The organism is Patescibacteria group bacterium (assembly GCA_020148045.1).
GTDB lineage: Bacteria > Patescibacteriota > Minisyncoccia > Minisyncoccales > GWA2-38-27 > JAHCRG01.
Genome location: JAHCRG010000017.1, coordinates 78,883 through 94,116, shown reverse-complemented (window position 1 = coordinate 94,116; position 15,234 = coordinate 78,883). Strand labels below are relative to the sequence as shown.

The 15,234-nt window shown below is 35.6% G+C and carries 16 protein-coding genes; 11 read left to right on the top strand and 5 right to left on the bottom strand.

Features of this window, described 5'->3' with window-relative positions; all coding sequences use genetic code 11:
- The 3 genes from KJA13_04080 to tsaE form a co-directional block, all read right to left on the bottom strand.
- On the bottom strand, positions 1-425 hold a 425-nt coding region (locus tag KJA13_04080), incomplete at its 3' end, for a PAS domain-containing protein (protein MBZ9578171.1).
- Positions 426-502: 77 nt separating this feature from the next.
- Positions 503-1,429 (bottom strand): hypothetical protein, encoded by a 927-nt coding sequence (locus KJA13_04075; protein ID MBZ9578170.1) that lies wholly within the window; start codon positions 1,427-1,429, stop codon positions 503-505.
- The gene (tsaE, locus tag KJA13_04070) at positions 1,426-1,881 is read right to left on the bottom strand and encodes a tRNA (adenosine(37)-N6)-threonylcarbamoyltransferase complex ATPase subunit type 1 TsaE (GenBank protein MBZ9578169.1); all 456 of its coding nucleotides are present in this window, start codon (positions 1,879-1,881) and stop codon (positions 1,426-1,428) included. The genes KJA13_04075 and tsaE overlap by 4 nt, the downstream gene beginning before the upstream one ends.
- 16 nt (positions 1,882-1,897) lie before the next feature.
- Here tsaE and KJA13_04065 point away from each other — a divergent pair, with 16 nt between their 5' ends.
- From KJA13_04065 to KJA13_04055, 3 genes are all read left to right on the top strand, one after another.
- Positions 1,898-3,202 (top strand): type II/IV secretion system protein, encoded by a 1,305-nt coding sequence (locus KJA13_04065; GenBank protein ID MBZ9578168.1) that lies wholly within the window; start codon positions 1,898-1,900, stop codon positions 3,200-3,202.
- Between the two features lie 199 nt (positions 3,203-3,401).
- On the top strand, positions 3,402-4,430 hold the full coding sequence (ruvB, locus tag KJA13_04060; protein ID MBZ9578167.1) for a Holliday junction branch migration DNA helicase RuvB: 1,029 nt from the start codon (positions 3,402-3,404) through the stop codon (positions 4,428-4,430).
- Entirely contained in the window at positions 4,430-5,602 is a 1,173-nt protein-coding gene (locus KJA13_04055; GenBank protein MBZ9578166.1) for a lamin tail domain-containing protein, read from the top strand. The genes ruvB and KJA13_04055 overlap by 1 nt, the downstream gene beginning before the upstream one ends.
- Here KJA13_04055 and KJA13_04050 read toward each other — a convergent pair.
- Positions 5,571-6,851, bottom strand: coding sequence for a glycoside hydrolase family 88 protein (locus tag KJA13_04050; GenBank protein MBZ9578165.1), 1,281 nt, complete (start codon positions 6,849-6,851; stop codon positions 5,571-5,573). The genes KJA13_04055 and KJA13_04050 overlap by 32 nt on opposite strands.
- Positions 6,852-6,902: 51 nt before the next feature.
- On the opposite strand from KJA13_04050, the gene KJA13_04045 reads away from it, so the two are divergent.
- Together KJA13_04045 and ruvC are read left to right on the top strand one after the other, a co-directional pair.
- Positions 6,903-7,628, top strand: a complete 726-nt coding sequence (locus tag KJA13_04045) for a YebC/PmpR family DNA-binding transcriptional regulator (protein MBZ9578164.1) — start codon at positions 6,903-6,905, stop codon at positions 7,626-7,628.
- Positions 7,625-8,125, top strand: coding sequence for a crossover junction endodeoxyribonuclease RuvC (ruvC, locus tag KJA13_04040; protein ID MBZ9578163.1), 501 nt, complete (start codon positions 7,625-7,627; stop codon positions 8,123-8,125). Before KJA13_04045 ends, ruvC begins: the two co-directional genes overlap by 4 nt.
- Here the strand turns inward: ruvC and KJA13_04035 are convergent.
- Positions 8,122-9,321 carry a tyrosine--tRNA ligase gene (locus KJA13_04035; GenBank protein ID MBZ9578162.1) on the bottom strand — a complete coding sequence of 400 codons (1,200 nt, stop codon included), beginning with the start codon at positions 9,319-9,321 and terminating at the stop codon, positions 8,122-8,124. The two genes, ruvC and KJA13_04035, sit on opposite strands and share 4 nt — an antisense overlap.
- Before the next feature lie 36 nt (positions 9,322-9,357).
- On the opposite strand from KJA13_04035, the gene KJA13_04030 reads away from it, so the two are divergent.
- The 6 genes from KJA13_04030 to KJA13_04005 all read left to right on the top strand — a co-directional run bounded on the left by KJA13_04030 (position 9,358) and on the right by KJA13_04005 (position 15,234).
- Positions 9,358-11,322, top strand: coding sequence for a PBP1A family penicillin-binding protein (locus tag KJA13_04030; GenBank protein MBZ9578161.1), 1,965 nt, complete (start codon positions 9,358-9,360; stop codon positions 11,320-11,322).
- Between the two features lie 117 nt (positions 11,323-11,439).
- Positions 11,440-11,871: a hypothetical protein gene (locus tag KJA13_04025; GenBank protein MBZ9578160.1), complete on the top strand. Its 432-nt coding sequence runs from the start codon at positions 11,440-11,442 to the stop codon at positions 11,869-11,871.
- 1 nt (position 11,872) lies between these two features.
- On the top strand, positions 11,873-12,295 hold the full coding sequence (locus KJA13_04020; GenBank protein ID MBZ9578159.1) for a PrgI family protein: 423 nt from the start codon (positions 11,873-11,875) through the stop codon (positions 12,293-12,295).
- 64 nt (positions 12,296-12,359) lie between these two features.
- Entirely contained in the window at positions 12,360-12,986 is a 627-nt protein-coding gene (locus KJA13_04015) for a hypothetical protein (protein MBZ9578158.1), read from the top strand.
- Positions 12,987-12,988: 2 nt separating this feature from the next.
- The gene (locus KJA13_04010) at positions 12,989-14,797 is read left to right on the top strand and encodes a DUF87 domain-containing protein (protein ID MBZ9578157.1); all 1,809 of its coding nucleotides are present in this window, start codon (positions 12,989-12,991) and stop codon (positions 14,795-14,797) included.
- 32 nt (positions 14,798-14,829) lie between these two features.
- Positions 14,830-15,234 (top strand): hypothetical protein, encoded by a 405-nt coding sequence (locus tag KJA13_04005; GenBank protein MBZ9578156.1) that lies wholly within the window; start codon positions 14,830-14,832, stop codon positions 15,232-15,234.

The window sequence follows — 15,234 nt, the reverse complement described above, 5'->3', positions numbered from 1 at the left end:
TCACTTTTCATTCTATCTACTAATTTTTCTCGAGTAACATTATGTAAAATAACTAAAGTGCCAACTTTCTTTTCCTTGACTATCACCGGCACAGTGGTTATCTCTAAAATAAAATTTACTCTAATTTGAAGTTCTTTTCTAAAAAACTCTCTTATCTCTCCTCCTAAAAGGGACACAAGGGGTTTAAAACTTGGGAAACGATTTAATTCTAAAATTGACCTCCTTAATATTTTTTCTTTTCTAACCTCAAAAAGTCTTTCGGCCTGGGGATTAACTAAAGAGAGTCTGCTGTTTCTATCAAAAACCAAAAGCCCATCAGTAAGATAATTAGTGATTATTGTATCACCTCCGACCTCTCTGATATCTTTAATATCTTTAACATCCCCGAAAGATTCTTTTTTCTTATTTTCTTTCTTCCAAAACATAAACACTCAAACATATAAACATACGAACATTTAAACATGTGCTAAAATGTTAAAATGCTTAAATGTTGAAATGGCTTTTACAACAAACTTAAACTATTCTTTCCTGGTAATCGTTCGATAAGGGTTTTAAACTCGTAATCTCTAAAGATCTCAATTATCTTATCTCTATTATAACCCTCCCAACGACATTTTTCTAAATTAAATTCAATTGGCACATTAGATTTTATTTCAGCTAACATTTTTGAAACAAAGGCCTGTTCCTTACAATCTAAAAGTTTTTTTCTTAAAGATTGCTTTATTTCCTTGGCTTTCTCGCTGTTCTTCTTTAATTCTTCATAAAGGTTTTCCAAAGTTCCAAATTCTTTAATTAAAGTAATTGCTGTTTTTTCTCCAACCCCTAAAACACCTGGAATATTATCTGAAGGGTCCCCTCGCAAGGCCTTAAAATCAGTCAGTTGGTCTGGAGTTAATCCTTGGTATCTTTCTTTGACTTTTTCTTCATCATACAAAACAGTATCTTTAACCCCTTTTCTTAAAGTATAAACTTTGGTATTCTTGTCAACTAATTGCAAAGCATCTAAGTCCCCGGTTAAAATAATTGTTTCAATTTCAGGTAAAATCTGTTTTTTAGGAGCTTTTTTGGAAATAGTTCCTATAAGATCATCTGCTTCAAAGCCTTGTTCTTCAAAAATCTGAACATTGAAGTTCTTTAAGATCTCTTTTACTTTTGGAATCTGCTCATAAAGTTCTTCCGGCGCTTTTTCCCGAGTAGCTTTGTAAAGTTTGTATTTCTTATGACGGAAAGTAGGGCCAGGGAAATCAAAAGTAGCTGCAACAAAATCTGGTTGAAATTCTTTAATTGCTTTAAAGAAAACCAATAAAAATCCATAAATAGCATTGACCAGTTCTCCTTTTTTAGTAGTTAAAGGCGGCAGAGCATGGAATGCCCGATGAATCACCGCATTTCCGTCAATAACAATTAACCTCTTTTTATCCTCGGTCATTTTTTAATTGTATCACAAAGTTGAAAGTTTCTAAACGTGATTTTTCTCTTCCTCCTGTCTATAAAATCAAATTTAATCCAAAGAGTATCTTTTGGCATAATTTTTCTAATGCGGTCTGCCCATTCTATGACAATGATGTTTTTGGGATTGGAAATAATTTCTTTAAACCCTAAAACAAGTAGCTCTTTTGGTCTCTCAACCCGATAGCAATCAATGTGATAAAAACCGTTAATTTTTTTCATTATTACAAATGTTGGGCTAAGAATCTTTTCTTTAATACCTAAACCTTTAGCAAGTCCCTGTAAAAAAGTTGTCTTTCCTCCTCCCAGCTCCCCTTCCAAGCCAACAACAAAAGCTTTCTTTTTTGACTTCTTTTTCAAAATCTCTTTAGCAAATTTCTCACCTAATTTCTTTGTTTGGATGGGACCACTTGTAATATTTTCTTTTTTCATGTTAATATATCATAACATGGAGCAGGCAAAAAAAATAACCGGGGAAGTTGAAATCCCTCAGGCTATAATCAAAGACATTCAGAAAAAAGTTAAGAATATCCCTGCTTTCAAAGAAAAAATTGAGGCATCCCTGAAAAAAAGCGTGACTGAATTTTTAGAAATTATTTTAGCTGGAGCAATAAATTTAAATTCTTCTGATATCCATATTGAGCCTGAAGAAACTCAAACAAAATTCAGAATTAGAGTTGATGGGATTTTGCAAGATATTATGTTTCTTGAGTTAAAAATATATCGAGTTCTTGTTTCTCGCATAAAACTTCTCTCCAGACTCAAATTAAATGTGACCGACCGGCCCCAAGACGGCCGTTTTTCTATTTTAATGGAGGGAAACCCAATTGAAATCAGGGCCTCGGCTCTTCCTGCTGAATACGGAGAATCAATCGTTCTTAGAATTTTAAATCCGAAAAGTTTAATTGATGTGGAAGCGCTTGGCCTAAGAGGGGATTTAACAGAAGTATTTAATAAAGAAGTTAAAAAACCCAATGGAATGATTATTGTTACCGGCCCCACTGGCTCGGGCAAAACAACTACCCTCTATGCTGTTTTAAAAAAACTCAACAAGCCCGAAGTTAAAATCATTACTATTGAAGACCCGATTGAATACCATTTAGAAGGAATTTCTCAAACCCAGGTTGACCCCAAAAAGGGCTATGATTTTGCCAATGGCCTCAGGTCAATAATGAGACAAGACCCCGATGTGATTTTAGTAGGAGAAATTAGAGATTTGGAAACCGCTAAAATTGCCCTTCAGGCTGCTTTAACCGGGCATTTGGTCTTAACCACTTTACATACTAATGATGCTGCCGGCACCATAGCCCGGCTTCAAGCCATAGGAGAAAAACCAGTCAATATTGCCCCAGCAATAAATATGGCAATTGCCCAAAGATTGATAAGAAAGGTTTGTAAAAAATGTATGGAATTCAAAAAGGTCTCGCCAGAAGAATTAGCCAGAATAAAAAAAGCCCTAAAAAATCTTCCTTCAGAGATTAAAATTCCGAAATTAACACCAGAATTAAAAATTCCTAAAACCAGAGGCTGTGAGGAGTGTAATTCCACCGGTTATCGAGGAAGAATTGGCATTTTTGAGTTTTTTTTAGTTAATGATGAAATGGAAAAGTTTATATTAACCTCTCCTTCTATTGTTGCTATGAGAGAATTGGCAATAAAAAAAGGGATGGCCCTAATGCGCCAGGATGGATTTTTAAAAATTTTGGAAGGAATCACTACTATTGAAGAAGTGGAGAGAGTTACCACCGAGTAACCCACCACTATCTAATAAATTAGGCGCGAGAGCAAGAAAAAATAGGCCTAAGGCTGGGGGTAAACTTAGTTTTAGGAACAAAAGCTCAGAATTTTCCCGAGGTATAATCTCGCTCTCGCCAGATTACCCACCTGCAGAAAATTCCACCCCCCAGCCCTAGACCTATTTTTAATCTTTTAATCTATTATTCTAATACTTTATGGAAAATTTGTCAAGCCCTTCAAGGCCTTTTTCGCTAAAACTAACTGAAGAGGACAAAACTCTTGATTTAACTTTAAGACCGAAAACTTGGGAAAGTTATATTGGCCAGGAAAAAGTAAAAAAGAACATCCAAATAATTATTGAAGCAGCCAAAAAAAGAGGTGAACCAATAGAACACCTGCTTTTTTATGGTGGAAGCGGACTTGGTAAAACCACTATATCACATATTATTGCCAAAGAACTGGGAACAAAAATCCGGGTAATTGCAGGTCCTGTTATTGAAAAAGTCGGAGACTTAGCTGCAATTCTAACTAATTTAAACGAAGGAGATGTTTTATTTTGCGATGAAATACACAGAATGAATAAATTAATTGGAGAGTTTATTTATCCCGCTCTGGAAGAATACAAACTGAATCTTATCTTAGGTAAAGGGCCAATGGCCAGGACCATGGAATTAAAACTACCTCGTTTTACTCTAATTGGAGCTACTACCCGCCTGGCTTTGTTGTCTGCCCCTTTAAGAAATCGCTTTGGAGCAACTTTCCAGCTTAATTTTTATAAAAAAGAAGATATTGAAAAGATTATTCAAAGGTCAAGCAATCTCTTAGGAATAGAAATAGAGCCAGACGCAGTTAAAATTATTACCCAGTGTTCCCGGTTTACTCCAAGAGTAGCTAATCGGCTTCTCAAAAGAGTCAGGGACTTTGCCCAGGTTGAAGGAAAGGGAGTAGTTACAGAAGATATTACTAAAAAGGCCCTAGAGTTTTTAGAGATTGATGAACTTGGTCTTGAATCAGGAGATAGAAAGATTTTGGAAGTAATTATTAAAAAATTTGAAGGAGGCCCTGTTGGTCTTCAGACATTATCTGCAGCTACTTCAGAAGAAGAAGATACAATTTTAGATATTTATGAACCCTACTTAATGCAGCTCGGTTTTATTGAAAGAACCCCCCGCGGCCGAACCGTTACCAAATCCGCTTATAAACATTTGGGGATAAAATACAAAGGTTCTCAAAAATTATTATAATGTCGGTATTTCTCTGCTTAGTTTTTATTTTCTTTTTATTCCAACCCCTTGCTGTCCAAGGGGTTTCTTTGAACGTTGTTATCAACGAAATTGCCTGGATGGGGACAGGGGTTTCATACAATGACGAATGGATTGAGCTATATAATAATGGGAGTGATATAAATTTAGATGGATGGGTTTTAAAAGCTGATGACGGAAGTCCTAAAATTAATTTGTCTGGGATAATCCCTGCAAAGGGCTTTTTTTTATTAGAAAGAACTGATGATAATACGGTTCCTGAAATCCCAGCTGACTTAATCTATACAGGAGCTTTAGGAAACAGCGGTGAAAATTTAAAACTTTACGACAATTCTGGAAATATAATTAATGAAGTCAACTGTAGTGATGGCTGGCTTGCTGGCAATAATGAAACCAAACAAACAATGGAAAAAACTGATTCTGGTTGGCAAACCAGCCAGAATCCTGAAGGAACTCCGAAAAGTGAAAACAGCACGCCTCCAGAAAAACTGCCCGGGGTCGGGCCTCCGGCAACTGAAGAAGAAAAAACTGAGCCAGCGGAGGACAGTCCTCCACTGGCTACCCCTGTGAGTTATCCTGCTGGTGTTGTTTTTAGCGAAATTCTTCCTTCGCCTGAAGGACCGGATGCAGAAAACGAATGGATTGAATTATATAATCAAAATGATTTTGAAGTTGATTTGTCTAATTGGACAATTCAGGATATTCAAGGAAAAACTAAAACTTATACTTTAAATACTAAAATTCCTGCTAATGGATATTTGGTTCTTCTAAGGCCGGAAACTAAAATTACTCTAAATAATACTGGCGATGGATTAAATCTTTTTAATCCTAATGGAGAAATCGTGGATTCAATAACTTCTGGAAAAGCTTCTCTGGGACAATCCTATAATAGAACTCAATCAGGCTGGGCTTGGAGTACAACTTTAACTCCGGGAGCAAAAAATATTGTGCCTACCCCTCAAACTCCTAAACAAAAATCCAAAGAAAAAAAATCAGAGAACGGATCTCTGGAAGCTAATTTTCTTACTGAAAAAGGAACTGCTGCTGTTAGCACAATAACTGAATCTTCTGGGTTCTCTACGTTATTGATTGCTTTTGTCGTTGCTATATTTTCAGGAATAGCTATTCTGATTGTAAAAAATTCATTATCCTAGTATAACCGTTTATGGCGTGACAAACCGAGTCAGTTCTGACATATTTATTTTCTTCATTCCAATAGACGCCACCAATGGCTCTTTCTGGATTCTTTAAGAAAGAGCTGTTTTCTTTTGAATAAGTATATTGAATCAGCCATCTGATTATATTTACAACTGTTTCTTTGTACTTCTCGCAATCGCTTCTTTCCTGCTCAAGACAAAATCTGTATGTATCTGTCATTACCTCGCTTATCCAGCCGTTTCCACTTGTTGAATAAGCGCCGTCTATCCTGCCGTCTTCCACCTGATGCGAAACAACTTGGCTGCTTAACTCAAAAACTATATCTTTATAATAGTCATTTTCGCTCACCCGATAAAAATCCATTAATGACATTACTACCCAGGAATTTGATATTGGATTTTTTGTCCTGTATTCTCCAACAATATATTTTCTCCCAGCATCTTCATATTTTTGGGTAAAATGCTTAGCAATCTTTTCAGCTGCGTTATAATATTTCTGAATTTTTGTAACAGCGTAAAGTTTAGAAAGGGCGGAAAGACACTGGCCATTGTAAAGTAATGATTCTTTTTTGCCAAAAACCCATCTTCCATCTGAATATCTTGTATAAGGTTTTACCACCCCGTCCTCCCTTTGCATTGTAATTAACCAATCGCCGGCTAATTTTGCTGATTCTAAATATTTATCTTGACCCGTTATTTCATATAATCTTAATAAGGTAAATATGCTTAAAGCGCTGGTTCCGACAACATATTTCTTTTCTTTTTCCTTGCTGTTTAAAAAATATGAATAAGAAAATGCGCCGTATCTTCTGCTGCTTTTGTCTTTATCCTGCATAGAAAGAAGAAAATCCCCCCAATCAGACAAATGTTTTAAAATCTCCTCGTCCCGGTCATAATCATAAATATACAAAAAAGTATAAATAATGGAAGCAGAATAAACAGTATGCAGTCTCTCTTCAAAAGTATCATTTATAGCATCGTATTTTTTATAAAACCCGTGCTCTTCTGGATGTTCCATTCTGTACAAAAACTCTTTCCCTTGCTCAATTTTCTCCTGAACTAAACCCTTAAAGGTTCCAGGGATTTCAGGAGTTTCGGGGATTTCAGGGCTTTCTGAATCAGCTGTAATCAAAGATGCTGTGAAAGGTTCAAAAGTAGGCCAGGGCTGATAATTCACCCATCCCAAAATAAATAAAAAAACTATTGCAGAAAGCGCTAAAATTGTGTAATTTTTATTTATCTTCATACTATTTTATATCAATTTTACAAAACTTAGTCAATAAAGTATAGTAAGAATATGAGCGGGCATAGCCATTATTCGAGTATAAAATACAAAAAAGAAATTTCTGATAAAAAACGAGGACAGGTTTTCTCTAAAATCTCTCGGCTGATTTCGATTGCGGTTAAAGAGGGGGGCAGTGATCCAGGCGTTAATCCTAAATTACGGTTAGCGATTGAGCAAGCAAAGAAGGCTAATATGCCAAAAGATAATATAGAAAGAGCTACCCAAAGAGGCGTAGGCGCCATCGGTAAGGAACAATTAGAGCAGGTTGTTTTTGAGGCATATGGGCCAGGAGGGATTGCTATTATTGTTGAAGGGATTACTGATAATAAAAACAGGACTTTGGGAGAAATCAGGCAAATCTTAACTCAACATAATGGAAAACTTGCTGGAGGAGGTTCAGTGAAATGGCTGTTTGAAAGAAAAGGAGCGATAATAGTGAACAATGAAGAAAAAACAATAGATAAAGAAGATTTAGAACTAACGGCTATTGAAGCTGGAGCCGAGGATATCTATTGGCATGATGATATTTTAGATGTTTATACTAAACCAGAAGAATTAGAAAAAGTGAAAAAGAATTTAGAAGAAAAAGAAATTAAAATTGATTCTGCTTCTTTGGACTGGGTTGCTAAAGAAATGATTGAAGTTGAAGAAAAAGAAAAACAGGCCTGTCAAAAACTCTTCGAAGCGCTTGATGAAAATGACGCGGTTCAAGATATCTACTCAAACCTAAAACTATGATTATATTAGGCATTGATCCCGGAACCGCAACAACGGGATTTGGCGTTATTAAAAAAATAAAAAATAAAAAAGCTGAAGTTATTGATTACGGCTGCATATTAACTACTCCTGATTTATGTCCGGGCGACCGTTTAAAAATAATAAGCAATGAACTGAATAAATTAATAAAAAAACATCAGCCAAAAATTTTAGCAGTAGAAAATCTTTATTTTTTTAAAAATCTTAAAACAGCTATACCTGTTAGCCAGGCAAAAGGAGTGATTCTATTAACTGCTGCTAAAAAGAAGATTCCTGTTTATGAATTTACCCCGCTTCAAGTAAAAATGACAATAACAGGATATGGAAAAGCGGAAAAAAAACAGGTTCAGAAAATGATCCAAACCATGCTTAATTTAGAAGAAAAACCAAAAGATAAAAACAAAAGAAAAGATGATGCAACAGATGCTTTAGGTATTGCGCTCTGCTACACTATCAAATCAAAAATTAAACTAAGCTAATTTATTTTTGCAAAGCGACGTTTGCCAACTTGGACTATTAGTCCTTTTTTAATTTCAATAATTGCCTTCCAATCTTTTTGAACTTTGCTATTTATTTTTACTCCTTTCTGGAGAATCAACCTCTTTGCCCCGGATTTTGAAGATGCAAGCTTTGTTTTTACTAATAAATCTAAGATATTAATCTTTTTTCCCTTAATTCTAATTTCTGGGATTTTCGAAGGTAATTTTTTTTCTTTAAAAACTCTCTCAAATTCTTTTGCCGCTGCCAAAGCTGCTTTTTTGCTATGGTAGAAACTAACAACCTCTTTGGCTAGTTTCGCTTTCAAATCCTTAAAAGATAATAATCTCACATCTACTTTTTCTCTCATATCTTTTATTTCTTTCAAAGAAATATCAGTAAGCAGATTAAAATACTTCCAAATTATACTGTCTGGAATTGACATAATCTTTCCATACATTTTCTCTGGAGGTTCTGTTAGTCCAATATAATTTCTATAACTCTTACTCATTTTTCTAATTCCATCTGTTCCCTCGAGAAGGGAAACAGTTATAATATCCTGTTGGGACTGGCCATATCTCTTTTGCACTTTTCTCCCCATGAGAAGATTAAATTTTTGATCCCGACCGCCGATTTCAACATCAGCTTCCAGCTCAACAGAATCATAACCTTGCAAAAGGGGATAGATAAGCTCTAATATACTAACATCTATATCTTTTTTAATTCTGCGTTTAAAATCATCTCTCTCAATAACTCGAGCATAAGTAAAGCGAGAAGTTAAATCCATTAAGAAATCTGCTTTCTTTTTTTTGTACCATTCACTATTGTATCTTATCTCTACTTTTTTAATATCTAAAACTTTAGAAGTTTGCTTAACATAATCTTTCATGTTATTCTTTATTTGTTTTTCGCTAAGGGGCTTTCTTCTTTCCATTCTTCTAGAAGGATCACCAATCTTAGCAGTAAAATCTCCGATTAAAAAAATAACTTTATGGCCTAAGTCCTGAAATTGCCTTAACTTTCGAAAAGGAACAGAATGGCCTAAATGAAGCTCAGACCCAGTTGGGTCAATGCCAAATTTCACCCTTAGTTTTCCGCCGGATTTCAATCTTTTCTCAAGATGCTGTTTATTAATAATCTCATCTACGCCTCTGGTTAATAATTCTTTAATTTTTTGAGATTTATTCTTTCTTTTCATATTGATTTATTCTAAAATAAATATATATAAAAAACAATGGCAGAGAGAAAATTTTATCGCAAAATATATAAAAAGAATAAAAAAAAGAGAATTACTTTTTGGATTCTTGTTGTTTTGGGTTTTTGTTTTTTGTTCTTTATTCTTTGTTCTTTGTTCTTGTTTATCTACTACGCTAAAGACCTTCCTCGGCCGGAAAAATTTACTGAAAGGGCTTTCGTTGAATCAACTAAAATCTATGACCGAACCGGGGAAGTTTTGCTTTATGAATTATACGGCGAAGAAAAAAGAGAAATTATTCCTTTAAGCGAAATACCCGAACATCTAAAACAAGCAGTAATTGCAACCGAAGATGCTAACTTTTATTCTCATTTCGGGATAGATTTTAGAGGGATTCTCCGAGCTGTCCAAATTAATTTAAAAATAGGAAAGCCGACTTATGGCGGCTCCACAATTTCCCAGCAACTTATCCGTTCTACTTTTTTAACCTTAGAAAAAACTATTAAAAGAAAAGTTAGAGAAATTATTTTAACCTTAGAGATGGAAAGACGTTATTCAAAAGACCAGATTTTAGAATGGTATCTAAATCAGATTCCTCTTGGACCTAATATCTATGGGGTGGAAGCTGCCTCAAAAACTTATTTTAACAAATCAACCAAAGACATTTCTGTGGCTGAAGCTGCCTCTTTGGCTGCTTTAATTAAAACCCCGAGTTATCTTTCTCCCTTTGGGCCCAACAAAGATGAGCTGCTTGGGAGAAAAGATTATGTTTTAAACCGAATGGCAAAAGAGGACTATTTAACCCCGGAGGAGACTGAGACAGCTAAAAAAGAAGAATTAAAATTTGCTGAAATTAAACAAACAATTAAAGCTCCCCATTTCGTTTTCCATGTTGAGGAATATCTTTTTGGAAAATATGGCAAAAACTTTTTAGAAGAAGAAGGTTTTAAAGTTTATACTACTTTGGATTGGGAGCTTCAGAAAGCAGCTGAAAAAGCTATAGAAGAACGTATTGAAAGAAATAAAGGATATAAAGCGTATAATGCTTCTTTAGTAGCGATTGACCCAAAAACCGGAGAAATTTTAGCTATGGTTGGCTCAGCTGATTGGTTCGGAGAATCCTATCCTGAAGGGTGTGATTTAACGCCAGAAGTAGATTGTTTGTTCGACCCAGATGTTAATGTAGCTACTTATAGGATAGGACGTCAGCCCGGTTCTGCTTTCAAGCCTTTTGTTTATACAACTGCCTTCCAAAATGGCTATGACGATGAATATATTGTTATTGATGAAGAAACTAATTTTGGCATCTGGGGCAAAGAAGAATACATCCCCAAAAATTATGACGGCCTGTTTAGAGGACCGGTAACCTTAAGACAGGCCTTAGCTCAATCTATAAACGTTCCTTCAGTCAAAGTCCTGCTTAATTTGGCAGGACTACTAGAAAGTATAGAGACAGCTGGAAAATGTGGCATCACTACCTTAAACAGACCCCCCTCTTTTTATGGACCTTCAATTGTACTGGGAGGAGGCGAAATCAGATTACTTGAGATGGTTTCTAGCTATGGTGTTTTTGCAACCGAAGGCCTAAAGCTTCCCCCGGTTTCCATCTCAAAAATTGAGGACTCAAAAGGAAATATTATTGAAGAAAATAAAAAAACTCCAAGAAGAGTTTTGGAACAAGAACCCGTAAGACTACTTAATGATATTTTGTCAGATAACGAGGCCAGAACCCCGATGTTTGGAGCTAATTCCGCCTTATATTTTGAAAATTATCAAGTAGCGGCTAAAACTGGGACAACAAATAATTACAGAGATGCCTGGACTATTGGATATACTCCGAACATTGCAGCCGGGGTCTGGGTTGGAAATAATGATAATACCCCAATGAGTAAAAAACCAGGGGTAGTCTTAGCAGGTCCCATCTGGCGCGCCTTTATGCTCGAAGCCCTTGCCAAATTCCCAAAAGAAAACTTTACTCCTCCAGAAACTAAAGAAACCGAATAACCCATCACTACCTAATAAATTAGGTGCGAGGGAAAGAAAACAAGAGCATTTCTCAACGCTTTTGTAGCAACTTTTTATCCACTGGGTTGCTTTTTTTGTTTATGATATAATGAATTAATGCCGGACTATCCAAAAGAACAACTCTGGGAGCTTTATAAAAATCTTCCTAAAGACCTTCAGAAAGCTGCTTTTTCTAAAGAAGTTGCTGCCAACATCCAGGAGATTTGCAGTAAAAATGAAATTACAGACGATGACCTAATTTTTGATATTGCCAAAAATATTGGCTACGTTTTTCTTGGTCTTTTGCCGCCAAATGAATTTTCAGATGTCTTGGAAAAAGAATTAAAAATAGAAAAAAGTAAAGCTGGACAAATTGCTTCAGAAATCACAAGGTTTGTTTTTCTTCCGGTCAAAAAAAGTCTAGAGGCGCTTTATAAGATAAAAATTAAGCCCGGGGTAAAACCAAAAGTAACTTCTTTGCCTCCGGAAACTGAGCTACCCAAGAAAAAACCTAAAAAAGGAGATAAATATAGAGAAACCATCGAGTAATATGGAATTTACCGTTCCCCAATTTATTGAAAAAGAAGCAAAGATAGTCGGTCCTTTTACCTTTAAGCAATTTATTTTTATTGGAGTTGCCGGCGGGATTTGTCTTTTTCTTTTTTTTGTCCTCCCCCTTTCCGTTTTTATAATCGCGGCGATAATTTTATTAGGAGGGGCCTTTGCTTTAGCTCTCCTAAAGGTTGGGAAGACCTCTCTGCCTGTTTTTATAAAAAACTTTTTTATTTTTATTTTCAAACCTAAGATTTATCTCTGGAAGAAAAAAACTGGTCCCCCAAAATTTCTCAGAAAAGAAAAAGTAAAGGAAAAAGAAATTGAGAAAAAAGAGGAAGAAATTGAGAAAAAATCAGAATTGAAAGTCACCAAAGGCAGCAGATTAGATGAACTATTTACGCGCATAGAAACAAAATAAACATCCTAACATACTAACATTTTAACATACTAACAAAATGAAATGTTGAAATGTTAAAATGACGATGCTTTCCACTCAAGATTTTTTAGAATTTGACCAAGTTAGAGAAGGAATCATTATTTTAAAAAATAAAGGACTGAGAGCAGTTTTAATGGTCTCTTCTTTAAATTTTGCCTTAAAATCAGCTGATGAACAAAACGCTATTCTATACCAATTCCAGAATTTTTTGAATTCTTTGGATTTCTCCTGCCAAATCCTTGTTCTTTCAAGACGTCTTAATATTGTCGGCTATTTAGAGAAGTTGGGAGATATTGAAAAAAAAGAAGAAAATGAATTGCTTAAACTCCAAATTACTGAATACCGAAAATTCATTGACCAAATAATGAAAGGAGGGTCTATTATGCAAAAAACTTTTTATGTAATAGTCCCTTTTTCTATTATGGAAGCCCGGATGATTGGTGAGAAAAAAAAGCTACCCAAAATTCCCACTTTAACTGAAGAGATGTTCCAAAGATGTAAAACCCAGCTTTTGCAACGAGTAGAGTTTGCGGTCTTAGGCTTGAGAGCTTGCGGGCTTCAAGCTATCCCTTTAAGTAGTTTGGAACTTGCTGAGCTTTTCTGGAGCTTACATCACCCAGTAGAGGCAGAACGGGGCTATTACCCCGAGATTCCTTCAGAATTAGTAGAATAATTATGAAAATACCTTTTTTAGAAAAATTTAAAAAGAAACCTGAAATTCCAGAAGAATTTTTTGCTGAAGAACCAATAGGAATCGCTGATATTGTTGCCCCTTCTTTTATTGAAATTAAACAAAACTATCTTAAAATAGGAGAGCGGTTTGCTAAAAGCTACTTTATTTTTTCTTTTCCCAGATATCTAAGTACCGGCTGGCTTTCCCCAATAATAAATCTGAATGTTCCGATGGACATTTCTTTTCATTTACATCCAATTGCCAGTGAAAGAATTTTAAGAAAATTAAGAAAAAGAGTTACTGAGGTTCAGGCGGAAATTGCCGAAAGAGAAGAAAAAGGATTAATCCGTGACCCTACTCTGGAAACTGCCTATCACGATTTGGAAGACCTAAGAGACAAGCTCCAAACTGCCCAGGAGAGAATGTTCCGATTCAGTTTATACGTTACTATCTATGCTGACACAGAAAAAGAATTAAGAGACATTGAAACTAATTTAAGGTCAATTCTGGAATCTCGGCTAATTTATATCAAGCCTGCTCTCTATCAACAAAAAGAAGGATTTGTTTGCACCTCCCCTTACGATCTGGACCTCTTAATGGTTACTACTTTAATGAACACTGCCCCTCTTTCAAGTACTTTCCCGTTTATCTCTTTTGATTTAAGTTCAAACGAAGGAATCCTTTATGGGATTAACAAACACAATAGCTCTTTGGTTTTATTTGACCGCTTTACTTTAGCTAATTCGAACTCAGTGATATTCGCTACAAGCGGAGCCGGTAAGTCGTACGCAGTTAAATTAGAGGTCTTACGGTATTTAATGTTGGGTGTGGACGGGATAATAATAGACCCGGAGAACGAGTACAAGTTTTTAGCCGAGGCGGTTGGCGGGTCTTTCTTTAATATTTCCTTAGCTTCTCCCCATCATATTAATCCTTTCGAGCTGCCGACGCCCAGAGAAGATGAAAAAGCTGAGGACGTTTTAAGAACAAATATTATCAATCTGGTCGGATTAATGAGGATTATGCTCGGCGGTTTGACTCCAGAAGAAGATGGGATTATGGATAGAGCTTTAACTGAAACTTATGCGGCAAAAGATATTACTCCAGAAACCGACCCAAAGCTCTGGGGCAGGAAAGAAGGCCTTCCTTTCCCGATAATGAGTGACCTTGAAGCAGTGCTCTCAACAATGGAAGGAGCGGAATCCTTGGTTAGACGGCTCCAAAGATTTACCAAGGGGGTTTATGCTGCATTCTTCAATCAGCCCTCTAACATAGATATGAAGAATAGATTGGTTGTTTTCGGTATCCGCGATATGGAAGATGAATTGAGACCTATGGCTCTCTTTACGATTTTAAGATATATCTGGAAAACAATTACTTCGGAAATGAAAAAACGATTGCTAATTGTTGATGAGGCCTGGTGGCTAATGAAAACCGAGGACGGGGCTTCTTTCTTGTTTGGAACAGTAAAAAGAGCCAGAAAATACTGGTTGGGAGTAACTACTATTACTCAAGATGTTAATGACTTTATGAAATCAGAATATGGCAAGCCAATTATCACCAATTCATCTTTGGTTCTTTTAATGAAACAAAGCCCAGCTACTATTAATGTAGTTCAGAAAACCTTTAATCTAACCGAAGAAGAGAAAATGTTGTTGTTGGAGGCGCCGGTCGGAGAAGGGATGTTTTTTGCCGGAACGAAACATGTTTTAATCAAAATATTAGCTTCTTATACTGAAGACCAAATAATTACCACTGCCCCTGAAGAGCTTTTGAAAATAAAACAAGCTAAAAGAGAGCTTAGCTCTTGATTTAAAAAGGAGATCAGCTTCTTGTTTAAAATATGGCTGAAGAACCTACTTCCGAAGAACCTACTGAAGAGGAAATAGAAGCCATTGAAATAAAAAGAATGGGAGCTCTTTTTAGTCCAGAAGCATTGGTCATGTTTGTGGTTGCCGGGTCTCTTGATTTAATTGGATTAATCCTACTTATTTTAGATTTTATCGGAATAGGACTCGCTCTTTCTTTTATCCCCGATATAATTGGTATAATTGTTATAGGAGGTTGGATGTATTTTCGTAGTGGGCACATAACAATAAGTCGAAGAGCAGGAAAAACTATAAAAACAACTGGAAGAAAAATTTTTAAAAGATTGGGGCTGGCTTTTTTAGGAGAATTAATTCCTTTGTTTGGAGATATAGCTTTTTGCTGGCTTTTAGTGGTTTATCTTGAATTGAAAAATAACTAA

What these genes read in the sequence shown, in the direction of transcription:
- KJA13_04055 (MBZ9578166.1), top strand. Translation starts at nt 4,430, where the DNA reads ATGTCGGTATTTCTCTGCTTAGTTTTTATTTTCTTTTTATTCCAACCC.
- tsaE (MBZ9578169.1), bottom strand. Translation starts at nt 1,881, where the DNA reads ATGAAAAAAGAAAATATTACAAGTGGTCCCATCCAAACAAAGAAATTA.
- KJA13_04045 (MBZ9578164.1), top strand. Translation starts at nt 6,903, where the DNA reads ATGAGCGGGCATAGCCATTATTCGAGTATAAAATACAAAAAAGAAATT.
- KJA13_04030 (MBZ9578161.1), top strand. Translation starts at nt 9,358, where the DNA reads ATGGCAGAGAGAAAATTTTATCGCAAAATATATAAAAAGAATAAAAAA.
- KJA13_04035 (MBZ9578162.1), bottom strand. Translation starts at nt 9,321, where the DNA reads ATGAAAAGAAAGAATAAATCTCAAAAAATTAAAGAATTATTAACCAGA.
- ruvC (MBZ9578163.1), top strand. Translation starts at nt 7,625, where the DNA reads ATGATTATATTAGGCATTGATCCCGGAACCGCAACAACGGGATTTGGC.
- KJA13_04020 (MBZ9578159.1), top strand. Translation starts at nt 11,873, where the DNA reads ATGGAATTTACCGTTCCCCAATTTATTGAAAAAGAAGCAAAGATAGTC.
- ruvB (MBZ9578167.1), top strand. Translation starts at nt 3,402, where the DNA reads ATGGAAAATTTGTCAAGCCCTTCAAGGCCTTTTTCGCTAAAACTAACT.
- KJA13_04010 (MBZ9578157.1), top strand. Translation starts at nt 12,989, where the DNA reads ATGAAAATACCTTTTTTAGAAAAATTTAAAAAGAAACCTGAAATTCCA.
- KJA13_04015 (MBZ9578158.1), top strand. Translation starts at nt 12,360, where the DNA reads ATGCTTTCCACTCAAGATTTTTTAGAATTTGACCAAGTTAGAGAAGGA.
- KJA13_04025 (MBZ9578160.1), top strand. Translation starts at nt 11,440, where the DNA reads ATGCCGGACTATCCAAAAGAACAACTCTGGGAGCTTTATAAAAATCTT.
- KJA13_04005 (MBZ9578156.1), top strand. Translation starts at nt 14,830, where the DNA reads ATGGCTGAAGAACCTACTTCCGAAGAACCTACTGAAGAGGAAATAGAA.
- KJA13_04050 (MBZ9578165.1), bottom strand. Translation starts at nt 6,851, where the DNA reads ATGAAGATAAATAAAAATTACACAATTTTAGCGCTTTCTGCAATAGTT.
- KJA13_04065 (MBZ9578168.1), top strand. Translation starts at nt 1,898, where the DNA reads ATGGAGCAGGCAAAAAAAATAACCGGGGAAGTTGAAATCCCTCAGGCT.
- KJA13_04075 (MBZ9578170.1), bottom strand. Translation starts at nt 1,429, where the DNA reads ATGACCGAGGATAAAAAGAGGTTAATTGTTATTGACGGAAATGCGGTG.